Here is a 13,580-nt window from a genome sequence, read left to right on the forward strand (position 1 = left end):
GGCCGCGGCTCTCGTCAGGACGTGTACTTCACGTGCACATGATCGATGGTGCCGACGAAGGGGAACGGTGCCCGGTCGTAGTAGTCCGCTGAAACGGGGCTGCCCAGACAGGTGCCGATGTCGAGGCAGTCGTTGGCGCTGAAGAGCAAGGGCGCACTGACCGGAACGACGCCTTTGGCCGTGACCGCGCCGTTGACCTTCAGGGTGATGGCGAGCGGGCCTGCCGGCTTCGCCTCGGCGTACGTCGTCTCGATCTGAATAGTCGTTCGGCCGCTCGGCAACCGGGTGTCGGAGCGGATCCTGGTGCGCTGGACGATGAACAGGTTGTACTCGTAACAGAGGAAGCCGTCATCGACGAAGCAGGTCAGGCCGCCGCCGGCACCGCCGAGCGCGTACAGCACACCGCTGGCGTTCTCCGGAACGTCGGCGTCGATCGTGACGACGTTGTTCCGGTTCCCCAGCGCGGGCGCATTGAACTCGGGCATCCGGACGATGTCGCCGGTGAAGTTCCACTCCGTGTACGGCGGCGTGATCCGCAGCTCCGGGTGCAGGTTGATGACCCACAGGCCGCCGCCGATCGGCAGCGCCTTGTTGCGGGCGGCCTCGATGATGAAGATCTCCTTCATCTGGGCCACCTTCTCCGGCATCGCGGCAGCGAGGTCATTGGCCTGCGACCAGTCCTCGTCCAGGTGGTATAGCTCCCAGACGTCGTCGTCCGGCGTCCAGTCCCGGATACGCGGATCGGGCGGAGCCCAGGGCAGGCGCGGGCCGATCGCGCAGGCGAGCCAGCCGTCGTGGTAGATCGACCGGCTTCCCATGATCTCGAAGTACTGGGTGCGCAGGCGGCCCGCGGCTTCCCGGTCGTCGAAGCTGTAGGCGAAGCTGACCCCGTCGATCGGGTCCTGTGCGACGCCGTTGACCACACTGGGCGCGCTGATCCCGAGGATCTCGTAAAGGGTGGGTACCAGGTCGTTGCAGTGGTGGAACTGGCTGCGCGGAACCGGATCCGCAGCGATCTTCCCCGGCCAGCGCACGACCATCGGGTTACGGGTCCCGCCGAGATGCGACGCGAGCAGCTTCATACCTTTGTACGGTGTGCTGCCCGCCCATGCCCAGGCCGCGTGGTACTGGTTGTCAGTCCTGGGTGAGCCGAGCACGTCCAGGCCGCCGAGTTCCTCCAGCGCCTGCAGGTGCATCGGGATCGTGGACGGAATTCCGTTCTGGGACAGCAGTTCGCTGATGGTGCCGTTCTGTCCCTCACCGGACGAACCGTTGTCACCCCAGATGTAGAAGATCAGCGTGTTGTCGCCGTAGCCGAGCCGCTCGATCTCGTCGACCAACCGGCCCGCCTGAACATCGGCGTGTTCCGCGAAACCGGCCGCCACCTCCATCAGCCGTCGCTGGAACGGTTTCTGGTCGTCCGGAACGTCGTCCCACGCCGGTAGGGTCTCCGGGCGGGGGGTCAGCTGCGTCTCCGGCGGGATCCATCCCTGTTCCTTCGCCCGGTGGAACACCCGCTCGCGGTACGCGTCCCAGCCGTCGTCGAACTTTCCGGCGTACTTGTCCGCCCACTCCTTCATGATGTGGTGCGGGCCGTGCAGACAACCGGTCGCCCAGTACATGAAGAACGGCTTGTCCGGCTCGAATGCCTTGTGCCGGTGCAGCCAGCCGATCGCGTCGTCGGCCAGATCCTCACTCAGGTGATAACCCTGCTCCGGCGTCTTCGGAGGCGCGACCACGGTCGTGTTACGCACCAGGTTCGGCTCGTACTGCGAAGCCTCGCCGGCCAGGAAGCCGTAGAAGTATTCGAATCCGACACCGGTCGGCCAGTTCTCGAACGGCCCGGCCGCCGTGGTCTCCTCGGCCGGGGTGTTGTGCCACTTACCGAATGCGGCGGTGCTGTACCCGTAGTCTTTGAGGACCTCGGCCCCGGTGGCACTGCTTTTCGGGATGTGCCCGGAGTAGCCGTCCCAGTCGTTGGCGAGCTCTGCGATCTGCCCGTTGCCGACCCGGTGATGGTTCCGGCCGGTGAGCAGCGACGCCCGCGTCGGCGAACACATGGCCGTCGTGTGGAAGCGGTTGTAGGAGATTCCGTCCTGACGCAGCCGGCTCAGCGTGCCGGTCGTGACCTCCCCGCCGAAGGTGGTGGGCAGGCCCGGACCGGCATCGTCGATCAGGACCACGAGGATGTTCGGCACGTCCTCCGGAAGCCGGCGCTGGCGCGGCCGCGGGTCATAGACCGACTCCTGCATGGTTCGGCCGGCGACGCTGCCCGACGGTTCCGGCGGAAACGGCAGAACCGTCCCGGACCCGGTAGTGACTGGTTTCCCTGTCATCGCCCACCTGCACTCTCGTTCCACGGCCGCGTCCGCATGCCTTCACGCAGCATCGGCAGCGCGCCGGACGACCACCTCATCCAGTGCGAATGAAGCCTCCAAGAACTCCGTGCTCAGTCGTCGTGCGTCATCTCGTCGATGGCTACCGCGACGGCGAGCAGCATCGCCGGGTTTTGATCCGGGGCCATCTCGATGCCGTAGGTGTCGCGCAGCCGGAACCACCGCTTGGAGACCTGCGCGACTTTGCGATCGTCGGCCTCGATCTCGTACTCGTGGTCCACGATGTTGCCCTGCGCCTCCAGGTCCGGGCCGCCCTCGACGTCGATCTTCCATCGCTCGCGCAGCGGCGAGATCAGTGCCTTGTGCACCAGCGCCATCCGGTCGCCGTCCGGGCCTTCGATCGCCATGGTGTCGCGGATGTGCATGATCCGCTTCTGGATGGTGCACAGGTGGCGGCCCTGCATGTCCTCCAGGTGGAACGTCTTACGCAGCCGCAGCGCTTTCCCGTCCACCCGGAAGACCCGCTCACCGCTCTCGTCCTCGATCCAGAAATCATCGCCGATCGAGATCATCTTTTCCCGCAACTGGAAGCGGCGCGCGGTGCCGCCATGCCCGAACGTCTCGTGCTCCTCATGCCGCCTGGCCCGCCGGTCTCCGAATGCCATGTCGCCCTCTCCGTTCGCGTCAGGTGAAGCGAGGTTCATTCGTACGAGAGCCGCTGGGCCACCCATGCTCGTCCTCGTGCCGCGACGCGAGACCACCCCTGACGGATGAACGAACCAAACCTGGCCCCGCCTAGCTGAGCTGCTCGAACGCCGTCTCCAAGCGGTGGCCGCGGCGAGAAATCGCCGTCGCTGGCTGGCGATTCCAGACCTGGCAGCCGACCACAACTGATGCTCGGCACCAGCATCGTGGACCTGTCACACGCGCCCGCTGAGGCCCGATGCGGCTGGTCAGCGCAGGTCATCGAAGGCTGTCTCGGGTGCGGTGAGTGCGGCGATCGTGCCCGCCACCGCCGCCGCGACGAGGTAGATCGGTACGGCATTGGCGGCTCCCGCGTTCGCCATGAGAACGGCGATCAACGGCGCCATGCCACCGAAGACGGCCGTGGCGACGCCGTAGGTAACGGCGACTCCGGTGGCCCGAACCGCGGTGGGGAAGAGTTCGGCGACGAACACGGTCACCACCAGCAGGCCAAGCACCCCACCGAAGACGACGTTGAACACCAGCAAGCCGCCGGGCGAGCTAGCGGCGAGTGTGAACCCAGGGATGGCGAAGATGCCGACCGCCATCGTGCCGACGATCAGAAGACGGCGCCGTCCAGCGCGGTCGCTGAGCCGGCCCAGGAGAGGCGCGGTCACCGCGATGGTCAGGAGGCCGAGGACGGCCCCGCTCAGGGCACGGGCCAGTGGAATCGAGCCGGTCGTGGACAAGTGGCTGGGAAGATAGACGAAGCAGAGATTGAACGCGATCGACAGAAGAGCCACCAGCGCGACACCCCGGGCACCAGCGCCCCGCGCCCGCGCAGAACGTCGCCGCGCAGGCGGGGGCGAACCGGCTCTTTCATCGCCTCGAATCGCTGGCTCTCCGCCAGCCGGCGCCGGATGTGCCGAGCGACCAGCCCCAGCGGCGCGGCACTGAGGGAGCGATGGCGCTACGCAGATCTGCTAGAAATGATGGTTTCAATCCACTCGGAAATGCAGGGCAGGATCACCCGCGTCCTGATGCTAACCCGCTCAGAGATGCATTTTTGGGATCAATTGGAGGCCGATCTAGACGGTTTGGGAATGGACTACATGTCGCCGATCTCGCTAACAGGCTTCTCGAATGAATCACGAGAAGCGTCCTTCATTGAGGCCGCCTCGGCCTTTTCGGTTGCGCTCGGGTTTCCTGCAGATGAGCGGCCTTTGCCAGCGAATATCGCGGACCAGATGTACTCGTCGCCGCTGACACTTCACATGGCTGCCCTTGCAGCAGTCTTATCATCCAGCGAGAACGCGGAGCAGCCGATCGATATTTCTCGTTACCTTTTACTTCATGAGCAGCGTCGCTGGAATAGTTTATCTGACGTCGGAACAGTCAGGACGCTCGTTATGTTGGCAACACTCTTTGGCCCCATGCATACCCGTGAAACTGCTCGCGAATTGATCCTTGCCGCCGGCATCGCCGACGGAACGGCGGAAGCTGATCGGCTACTGCGAGATCATCATTATCTATATCCTAGCGAGCAGCACCTTTCACCGTTGCGTCCCGATCGGTTCGCTGAGGACTTCATCGGCTGGCATCTCAGTCGATCCCGCGTTGTGCTAGATGATCTGGCCAAGCTTTTGATTGCAGCGCCTCCTGCACCCAGCACGGACTCTTTGCGCCAGGCAATGATCGTTCTAGCAAACGCCGCCCGACACCCATCTGTACGCGATCTTTTGGAGAGAGTTGTCAGGGTCCGACCCGAACTAGCTGAGCAGTCTTCGGAGGTTCTTCTAGCCGTAACCAATCATTTGTCGTTTCCAACAGCGGCGATCATTGCCTTCCGGGGAAATATTTTAGTAGAGTCCACTCATGCTCGGCATCAGCTAATACAGCGCGTTGTTAGAGAATTTCCCAGCACTGCGGATGCATCGGTTAACCGCTCTAAGCTGCGACTACTCGGCGATAGCTTCACTGATTGCGGAGAGTATCACGAGGCGGCAGAAATTTATGGTGGACTAGTCCAACGACTGCGCGAGGACGCAGATGCGGGCAGCCTTGAGGAGCTAGTCGAACTCGCCGACTTACTTAACCGCTATGCTCAAGCGGTCGCAGCCAGAGGATCCGAGGCGGATGCACTAGAAATCATGAATGAGGCTGTGGATTTGCTTCAAGTCCAGAGCGAATCCGATATGGGCGACTTGATTCTGGACTATAAAGAGATATTGGCGCGGAGTCTATCTAATCGTTGCAATGCGCTCGCCGGAGCCGGAAACCTTCATGCGGCACTCGCCGACGCCGAGGAAGCGGCTATCCTTTTTCAGGAGTTGGCGGATGATGATCCGGAAGTATTTGTAAATGTTCTGCTTCGTAGTCGGGCCCGTATTGCTCAAACGCTGCATGAGTTGGGCCGTTTTGAGGAGGCCGACAAGATCGACCAAGGCGTAGTTGATGCGCTACGTCCACTTTATGTGGATGATCCTAAAAACCACCGCTCAGATTTAGCCTACATCCTCTACAACCACGGGGTCAGCGTGGCTCGACTGGGAGACAGCGAACGGGCGGTGGTCATCTTAGCGGAGTCAGCAGAGCTTTATCGGCATCTTGCCAAGCACATTCCTCTTCGATTCCTCGATGAACTAGGAAGGTGCCTATTCACTCTCTCCAACGCACTAGATGAAAGTAACCGTGCAAGAGATATGGTGAAAGTTCTGCGGGAGCAATTGACGGTGCAGAGAAAACTCAATCAACTGGCGGCACGTCCCGACAATAGGCTTCTCGCCATCACCCTATCGGAACTCGGTCAGCAGCTGGCGATGCTGGGCGAGAATGAGCAGGCGCGACCGGCGCTCATCGAGGCGGCTACGGTTGCCAAGGAATTGATTTCATCGAATGATAGTGCGGCCGCCCTGATAGCGTCTCAATCACTTATTTCACTTAGTATCGTCTTTCGCGATCTCGGGTGCGGGAATGAGGCAATTGGGGCCGCCAGGGAGGCTGTCGAAGTTTCTCGCGACTGCGGGGATGGCTCAGACTTCGATAGTGATCGACACGAATTTTGCCTGTCGCTCTTAGCGGAGATGTTGGAAATTTTTAAGCACGCTGCTCAGAGCTGAGTCTTGATTGCAGTCTATGCACCCAGTGCGGAAATACGTTTTATCATCTCATCGAGATATCCGAGGGTATCGTTGATGCCCGGCTCGTAGTCCGCAGGATGTGCGCACTCGTTGCGCTTAGCTAGGAGGCCATGTAAAGCCTTCATCGTAGCGTTCGTGATCAACCCTTGCCTTTTCAGTACCTCAAACAGTGTGTGGTCCTTTTGTTCACGTAGGTCTGCGGCTTGGTTCACGTTCCACGTCGGATAACTTTTCTGGATTAATCCAAGGCGGGTCGCATCGGTCACGATCCACTCGTGAATATAATCCATAAATGCGGCGAACGCCGTAACGTGCGCCGACCGGTAAAGTCCATGCTCCGCGCATTGTAGGGCTTCGCGAAGCAATTTATCTTGCTTAAGATTGAGCTGCGTCAGTTTCTTGTACGACTCCGTGACGGTCATGACCCGATGCGTCGACGTCTCGTGTCTTGCAAGAAGCTTACTCAGTTCGGCTTGCGTTTCAGCCGCCCAATCCGCGACTTCTCGCGGAGTCCTAGGAGCCGCCATTCATCAGGTCCTTAAGGTGCTTCGCCATTGCTGCAAAGAACGCGTCGTAGACTGCGGCGTCGCTTGTTGCATCTACGGAAAGAGCGATGTTTACGTTGATAACAACCGCCCCGCTGGAGTTACTATTTTCGGACTGGCGCCGCTGGTGTTTCTCTCCGCTGGCTGAGTCTTCCGGATCCCTGGAGCTACTTTCACTGTCATTGCTCACTGTAGGCTGGGCGCCGCTGAAGTCGCCGAATTTGCACAACGTTTTAAACGTTCGAACTACTAGTGCCGCCTTCTCTTCGTCCAGATCCGAATGACTCTTGACAAATGTCACTAAATCGGAGTCGGAGTGGCTGTTGGCGTCTGAGTAAGTGTCGAATATGGGCTTGTAGGACAGCATAAGCGCCTTGGCGACCAGTGCTCGGCCGGCAGGGCCAGCGCGAAGTCCCTTCTTATAGGCCTCGGTTGGTTGGCCGGATGAATCGAGCAGGCCCGCGTATTTCAGAACAGCAGGAAAGCTTCGCGCGTGTGACGACCCGAAGCCGATCGACTTCGGGTAGCCGGTAGTGATCTTGTCGGGGGTTCCGACCGACTGGAGCTTTGTAATGAACTCCTCAAGTTTACCCGGCGAGTGGTTATAGATGAATCGAATCGAGGCCATGGGCGCATGGTACGCGCGAAAGCCAGAAATCTACAATGGACAACCGAATGGACACGGTTGTTCCATGTTTGACGCCTCTTGGGAATATTGGCCGTTCAGGGGTGACTTCGGAAGCGCGCCTTGGCCTGCTGCGGAACAAGCTCTCGGAACCCTGTCCGCTGGCGAAAACGATCATCCTCAGGTCTGTGCTGTTTGCTCGGCGTTGACCAGAAGGTCGCTTTTGAGCGTTCGAATGGAACTGTGGCTAGGAGTTCCGTTGGCGTTTTCTCCAGGTGGAAGAACTGGGCGCTGGATTAGTTGGTTGCGATCAACTGCGTTACTCCAGCGTTTCGACGTACGCATCTTTGCCGAGGACAACCCTCGCCCGCGTGCCGCGGCCGGCCCGAAAAGTGCGATTACGGACATAGGGGTTTATTCGTGTGCCTAACTGCTGGATAGTGAAATCATTAGCCTGTTTGAGAACGGCTTCACGTGATCGCCTACCGTGTTCTCCTGATGAAACCGAAGTATCCCGTCCTCCTGATCATCGCCGTGATCGCTGGTGCTGCAGGCGTTATCCTGGGCATCATCGCCATCTCCCTTGCGTACCAGCCCTCCGGGCCGGCCGAGTCGCCTAGCGTCACTGACTGGATGCAGGGGATCGGCAATATCGCTGGTGTCGTGGTCGGCATCGGTGCCGCCCTCGCCGCTGGCGCGGTGTACTGGCAAGGCCAGCAAGCACTCGCAGCCGCCGAAGAGCAACGGCTCGCCGACAATCACGCAGCTGCCGAGGCAGCACGTGTTGCAAAGGAGCGCTGGGAAGCCGACCGCGAGGCTGCCGAGAAGTCGTTCGCGGCGACCCAACGACACATGCAAGCGCAAATAGAGAACGCACGGGATGCGGCAACCACCGCCGAGGCTCAGTTAAGCGAGGACCGGCGGCGCTGGCAGAGCGAGCAGCAGGAGACTCGTCTTGAGTACGCCCGATCGGTCATCGTTACGAGGGTCGGTCCCGGGATGACGGGAAGGGGCCAGCTCGGGGAGATGCTCGTCGTTCTCCACAACTTCGGCGCTCAACCTATTCGGCGGGTCGTCGTCACCGTTGGCCTGCTACAGGAAAACGTACAGCTCGAACTGAAGGTTCCGGCCGTAGGACCTGGTCAGCAGTATGACTTCCGGGAGAACTATCGAGATTCCCCAATCTCGGTCAGCATGGGAGAACTCCCGGCGTGGGACGTAGACGTTGATTCTGACATCTACTCAGTCAGTGTCACTTTCATCGACGCGGCTGGTCGCAGATGGGAACGACAAAACAACGAGGAGCCTGAATGGCTCAATCGCCCGCATACTGGATCCAAGTACGCGAGACCGTGGTCCGGGCAGCGTTGAATATTATGAAGGCTTCTCCGTTAACTTTGGCTTAGGGAGGGTGCAGAATGAGCGGACGTAGACGACAGCCGGGAAGAGGGCTGCTGAGGCTGCGTTGCCCGAGCTTTGATCTAACGGGCCTGCGTCTCTGCCCAAGCTCATACGGACCTATAGAAGTGACAGCTCTTTAACGGCGATCGTCGTGTGCCTGTCCTGAGTGTTGACCCTCGGACACCAACAATATGACTACGAATCGCCGGGGCTGAGCCTCGGCGATCTCTGTATCCGGGCTCAGTCGCTCCGCCTTGCGTCGTTGTCGCTCGGGACGCTCGGCAGCGGAGCGTGACCGCTGTCAGAGCAGGCCCAGCTCGCGAGCGCGCAACGCCGCCTGGGTTCGGTCGCGGGCGCCGAGTTTGGACAGGGCGCTTGTCACGTGGTTCTTCACGGTCCCCTCGGCCAGGAACAGCGCTGCGGCGATCTCCCGGTTGCTGCGCCCACCTGCCAGCAACCGTACGACGTCGAGTTCGCGCCCGGAGAGCGGTGCGATGAGTGGGTCGGGGGCCGGTGTCGGCAGTTGCGCCACCCGGAGTACCAGTTTGGCGGCCACTCCCGGTTCGAGGACTGATTCGCCGCGGACGGCGGCGCGGACGGCTTCCATCAGGCGTTCCGAGGAGGCGTCCTTGAGCAGGTAGCCGATCGCTCCGGCCCGGATCGCGGAGAACACGTCGGCGTCGTCGTCGAACGTGGTCAGGGCGATCACCTGGACCCGCGGGTGGTTCGTGCGAATGTGCCGGGTCGCTGTCGGGCCGTCCATCACCGGCATCCGCAGGTCCATCAGCACCACGTCCGGTGATGCCCGTCCGGCCAACTCGACGGCCTGCGCGCCGTCGGCCGCCTCGCCGACCACCTGGATGTCGTCCTGGACCGACAGCAGCATCGCGAGAGCCTCGCGGAACAGCCGCTGGTCGTCGGCGAGCAGCACCCGGATCATGCGGGGGCCGTCACGGTGAGCGTTGAGCCCTTGCCGGGCACCGAGTCGAGCAGCACCGTGCCGCCCAGCCCTGCCACCCGTTCGTGCAGGCCGGTCAGCCCGAACCCGCCGGACGGACCGGGGGCGTCGCCGCATCCGTCGTCGCCGACGACGACCCGGACCTCGGCGGGGTCGTACTCCAGCAGCACATGTGCCTGCGAAGCGTGGGCGTGCCGACGGACGTTCGTCAGTCCCTCCTGCGCAGCCCGGTACAGGGTCTCCTCCACTTCTGGCGGCAGCGCCCGGGACGTGCCCCGCGCCTCGCTGGTGGTGGGTAAGCCGGACTGGGACGTCTCCCGGGCCAGGCGCTCCACCCGGTCCTGCAGCGGCAGCCGCGGCGCCCGCAACGCTGACACCGACCGCCGTACCTCCGACAGGGCTTCTTTCGCCTGGTCCTCCGCCTGAGCGAGGACCGCGTCGGCGCGTTGCGGGTCGCGGCCGAGCAGTGCCCGGCCGGCCCGGATCTGCATCTGTACGGTCGTCAGATAGTGCCCGAGTCCGTCGTGGATGTCGCGGGCCACACGGTTGCGTTCCTGGGTCGTGGCCAGCTGCGCCAGTTGTTCGTTCGCCAGGACCAGTGCGAGACGGGTCTGCCGTTCGCGGCGCAGGAGCCGGGTCACCACCAGCGCCATGAGCGCGGCCACCAGCATGCCGGCACCTTCGCGCAGGCCCTCGCCGAGGTCCATGCCGACGTGCCCGAACGGGACCACGAGCGTCACGACGACGGCGACGCGCAGCGGCAGGAGCTGCGCGGCCTGGACGACCAGCACGATGAGCAGCAGGGTGCCGCCCCACGCGGCGTGGGCTGCGCCGAACATGACGAGTCCGAGCCCGATCTGCACCAGCACGTACCCGGCCCACCAGCCCCATGCCCGCCCCGGCAGCAGCCACGACCCGGCGATGAGCAATGCGGTGAACGCGGCGCCGCTCGCGATCGCCGGCCACGGGTTCGCACCGGCGACGGCTTCCAGGACCAGCACGGCGTACGCGCCGACCGACAGAATCCACAGGACGCGTTCCACGTCTGCAGCGTGCAGGTGCCCGTCCGCCGAAGTCAATCAGGACATGACCTCGGCCGTGACGTTAGGCACGGGCGCCGTGACCCGGCAGGCGGACACCATCGGCGGCATGCGCATCCGCCGTACTCTCGCTGTCCTGTTCGCCGGTCTGGCCACTGCCACCGCCGTGGGCGTGGTCCACGCGGCCGACGCGGTCGACGCCGTTTACCCGGCGCCTCACCCGTTTCCGCTGGCACCGCCGGGCGCCGCGGTCACCGATCCACGACCGACCGTCGCGGTGCTGCTCGGACCGGCCGGCGCCAACGCGGCCGACGTGCTCGCCCCGTTCGAGACCCTCGCGGTGTCCGGCCGCTACCGGGTCGTGACCGTCGCCGAGAGCCGTGACCCGGTCCCGTTGACCGGCGGCCTCGACCTGGTGCCCGACCATACGTTCGCCGATGTCGGCGACGTCGACTGGATCGTGGTGCCGGAGGTGCAGGAGGCCGGTTCCCCGCGGTTGCGGCCGGCAGTGGACTGGCTGCGGCAACGCCACGCCGGCGGCGCCCGGATCCTGGGTGTCTGCGCCGGCACCGCACTGCTGGCCCGTACCGGCCTGCTCGCCGACCGGCCCGCGACGAGCAGCTGGCTCGCCCTCTACGGTCTCGAACGGCAGTACCCGGACGTGCGGTGGACGCGCGGCGTCCGGTACGTGGACGACGGCCGCATCATCACGACCGCCGCCGTGCTGTCCGGAGTGGACGGTGCGCTGCGCATCATCGAGCGCGACCACGGCGTCGACGCCGCCCGGCAGGCCGCGGCGGCGGTGCGGTGGCCCGGCTACCACCCGGGAGGCCCCACATCGATCGACGCCGCTCATCCCGTACCGGCAGACGCGATCGCGCTGCTCAATGTGGGTTTCCGTGACCCGGTGCGGGCCGGGGTGCTGCTGACGCCGGGCGTCGGCGAGATCGAGCTGGCGTCGGTCTTCCGCACCTACACCCAGCTTTCGTACGTCGCACGCCTCACCTCCGTCACCGCCGACGGGCAGCCGATCCGGTCCCGGCACGGACTGACGTTCGTTCCGCGGACCGCGGTCACCGGTGGCTACGACCGGCTGCTGGTTCCCGGCCAGGACGCCGCGCGTACCCATGCGGTGGATGTGGCGTGGAAGCCGGTGTACGTCCACAGCCGCGCCGGGTTCCCGTTCGACGGCACGCTGCGCGATCTGGCCGCCACGACCGATGCGCCGACCGCCCGGTGGGTGGCCAAGACCCTCGAGTATCGGGCCGACGACGTGACCGGTCCTGCGGTTCCGTGGTCTCCCCTCCTGCTGATGGTGCTGGCGATGGCAGCCGGCGGCATCCTGTACGCCATGGCCCGGGCCGCTCTGGCCCGGTTGCCCCGGCTGCGGAACTGGCTGCGGCACCTCGCCGAGATGCTCGTCGCCATGGTCGCCGGGATGACGCTGCTGGGCCTGTTCGTGCTGCTGTCGCCGTGGATCGGCGGCGCTGCCCTGTCGGCGACCGGTCACGTGCTGATGCTGGTCGCGATGGTCGCGCTCATACTCGTGCGGTGGGAGCACTACGCGGCGGCGCCGGCCTGGGCCTTCCGGTCACGGCGTGGCGGCGCCGTGCCGCCGTCCGCGGAGCCGGACTTCGGTACGAACCGTTACGTCGAGGAGGTCTCCCGGCAGGGCACGTCGTCAGGAACCACACGCACGTGAGCACCGTGGCACTGCACGCCCAGGATCAGGCAGGAGCGGATCTCGTCGCCGTCGAGCAGCACCGTGCAGGCGCCGCAGGTTCCGTCCGGGCATGCGGCGCCGCCGCGTACCAGGTCGGCGAGGGTGAGCCGCGGATCGATGTCGAACTCCCGGTGGTCTCCGTCGATGGTCACTGTCACGCGCACTCGGTCACATCCCCTCTCGGGCCTGGCTGAGTGCCCGGCGGGTCAGCACCCTGACGGCGCGCCTGTCCGCGGCGGCCGGCGTGCCGAAGTTGGCGTCGACGTCCGCGGCCGCCTCCGCCGCCGCGATGATCGCCGCGTCCGAGTACGGGCCGCCGAGCAGCGTGTTCTCCGCGGCCCTGGCCCGGACCGGGCAGGGGCCGGCGTTCACCAGGCCGATCGCCGCCGCACTGATCAGCCCGTCGGTCACGGTGATAGCTGCCATCGCGGCCGCCTGAGGATAGATGGTGGTGCGGCGGTCCTCGGCATATCCCGTACCCGTGCTGTCGGGAAGAAGCGGGAGGCGCACCTCGGTGAGCAATTCGTCGAGCTGGCGGACCGTGCTGTACGGCCCGGTGAAGAACTCCTGAGCCGGCACCGTCCGGCATCCGTGCGGCCCGGTCAGGATCATCCGCGCACCGAGGGTGACCGCCACGACCGGCCATTCCGCGGCCGGGTGTGCGTAGGCGAGGCTGCCCAGCATCGTTCCCCGGGCCCGGATGGGTGGGTGTCCGATGTGCCGCACGACGACCCGCAGCAGGCTGCCGAGCGCGCCGCCGACCGCCTCGGACTCGAACGTCCGATGCCGGACGAGCGGACCCACCCGCAGGTACCCGTCCTTCTCGATCAGGGTGTCGAGACCGGCGACCCGGTTGATGTCGACGACACGGCGCGGGCAGGCTGCCTTATTCCTCAGATCGAGGACCAGGCTCTGCCCGCCGGCGAGGACCGAGGCGTCCCCGTGAGTGAGGGCTTCCAGCACCTCGCCGACGTCCCGGGCGGCAAGATATTCGAAGGCCGCATGCTGCATCAGAACTCCCCAGGTCTTAGGTCGGTGCGCCCGTCTACCCCGGCCCGGAACTTTCAACATGGATCCACCCGATCGGATTACTGTGCGGCTGTCGGCGATCGCTACCGGACGGCGGCG

General features: G+C 64.4%; 12 protein-coding genes. 3 read left to right on the top strand and 9 right to left on the bottom strand.

All coding sequences use genetic code 11. The annotated features are described in order from the left end of the window. Positions 1 to 14: 14 nt before the first annotated feature. The 3 genes from B0I29_RS00485 to B0I29_RS00495 all read right to left on the bottom strand — a co-directional run bounded on the left by B0I29_RS00485 (position 15) and on the right by B0I29_RS00495 (position 3,823). Positions 15 to 2,336 carry an arylsulfatase gene (locus B0I29_RS00485; protein WP_220091245.1) on the bottom strand — a complete coding sequence of 774 codons (2,322 nt, stop codon included), beginning with the start codon at positions 2,334 to 2,336 and terminating at the stop codon, positions 15 to 17. A 113-nt stretch (positions 2,337 to 2,449) separates the two neighbouring features. Beyond that, on the bottom strand, positions 2,450 to 3,001 hold the full coding sequence (locus tag B0I29_RS00490; protein ID WP_111647299.1) for an LURP-one-related/scramblase family protein: 552 nt from the start codon (positions 2,999 to 3,001) through the stop codon (positions 2,450 to 2,452). A 288-nt stretch (positions 3,002 to 3,289) separates the two neighbouring features. Further along, positions 3,290 to 3,823, bottom strand: coding sequence for an MFS transporter (locus B0I29_RS00495; protein ID WP_181557630.1), 534 nt, complete (start codon positions 3,821 to 3,823; stop codon positions 3,290 to 3,292). Between the two features lie 186 nt (positions 3,824 to 4,009). On the opposite strand from B0I29_RS00495, the gene B0I29_RS45085 reads away from it, so the two are divergent. Beyond that, entirely contained in the window at positions 4,010 to 6,139 is a 2,130-nt protein-coding gene (locus B0I29_RS45085; RefSeq protein ID WP_146616674.1) for a tetratricopeptide repeat protein, read from the top strand. Between the two features lie 14 nt (positions 6,140 to 6,153). On the opposite strand, the gene B0I29_RS45090 is transcribed toward B0I29_RS45085, so the two are convergent. Further along, positions 6,154 to 6,582: a hypothetical protein gene (locus tag B0I29_RS45090; protein ID WP_146616675.1), complete on the bottom strand. Its 429-nt coding sequence runs from the start codon at positions 6,580 to 6,582 to the stop codon at positions 6,154 to 6,156. 91 nt (positions 6,583 to 6,673) lie between these two features. After that, complete coding sequence (locus B0I29_RS45095; protein WP_146616676.1) at positions 6,674 to 7,333, bottom strand: DUF5343 domain-containing protein; 660 nt, start codon at positions 7,331 to 7,333, stop codon at positions 6,674 to 6,676. Positions 7,334 to 7,804: 471 nt separating this feature from the next. On the opposite strand from B0I29_RS45095, the gene B0I29_RS00510 reads away from it, so the two are divergent. Beyond that, positions 7,805 to 8,701 carry a hypothetical protein gene (locus B0I29_RS00510; RefSeq protein WP_111646794.1) on the top strand — a complete coding sequence of 299 codons (897 nt, stop codon included), beginning with the start codon at positions 7,805 to 7,807 and terminating at the stop codon, positions 8,699 to 8,701. Between the two features lie 331 nt (positions 8,702 to 9,032). On the opposite strand, the gene B0I29_RS00515 is transcribed toward B0I29_RS00510, so the two are convergent. Together B0I29_RS00515 and B0I29_RS00520 are read right to left on the bottom strand one after the other, a co-directional pair. Continuing rightward, the gene (locus B0I29_RS00515; protein ID WP_111646795.1) at positions 9,033 to 9,671 is read right to left on the bottom strand and encodes a response regulator; all 639 of its coding nucleotides are present in this window, start codon (positions 9,669 to 9,671) and stop codon (positions 9,033 to 9,035) included. Then, entirely contained in the window at positions 9,668 to 10,732 is a 1,065-nt protein-coding gene (locus B0I29_RS00520) for a sensor histidine kinase (protein WP_111646796.1), read from the bottom strand. The genes B0I29_RS00515 and B0I29_RS00520 overlap by 4 nt, the downstream gene beginning before the upstream one ends. 106 nt (positions 10,733 to 10,838) lie before the next feature. Here B0I29_RS00520 and B0I29_RS00525 point away from each other — a divergent pair, with 106 nt between their 5' ends. Continuing rightward, positions 10,839 to 12,431 (top strand): DJ-1/PfpI family protein, encoded by a 1,593-nt coding sequence (locus B0I29_RS00525; RefSeq protein ID WP_181557631.1) that lies wholly within the window; start codon positions 10,839 to 10,841, stop codon positions 12,429 to 12,431. On the opposite strand, the gene B0I29_RS00530 is transcribed toward B0I29_RS00525, so the two are convergent. Beyond that, positions 12,377 to 12,610, bottom strand: coding sequence for a (2Fe-2S)-binding protein (locus B0I29_RS00530; RefSeq protein WP_146616677.1), 234 nt, complete (start codon positions 12,608 to 12,610; stop codon positions 12,377 to 12,379). The two genes, B0I29_RS00525 and B0I29_RS00530, sit on opposite strands and share 55 nt — an antisense overlap. A 10-nt stretch (positions 12,611 to 12,620) precedes the next feature. Next, entirely contained in the window at positions 12,621 to 13,463 is an 843-nt protein-coding gene (locus tag B0I29_RS00535) for an FAD binding domain-containing protein (protein ID WP_111646799.1), read from the bottom strand. Positions 13,464 to 13,580: the final 117 nt, after the last annotated feature.

Source organism: Actinoplanes lutulentus, from assembly GCF_003259845.1.
In the GTDB taxonomy this organism is placed as follows: domain Bacteria; phylum Actinomycetota; class Actinomycetes; order Mycobacteriales; family Micromonosporaceae; genus Actinoplanes; species Actinoplanes lutulentus.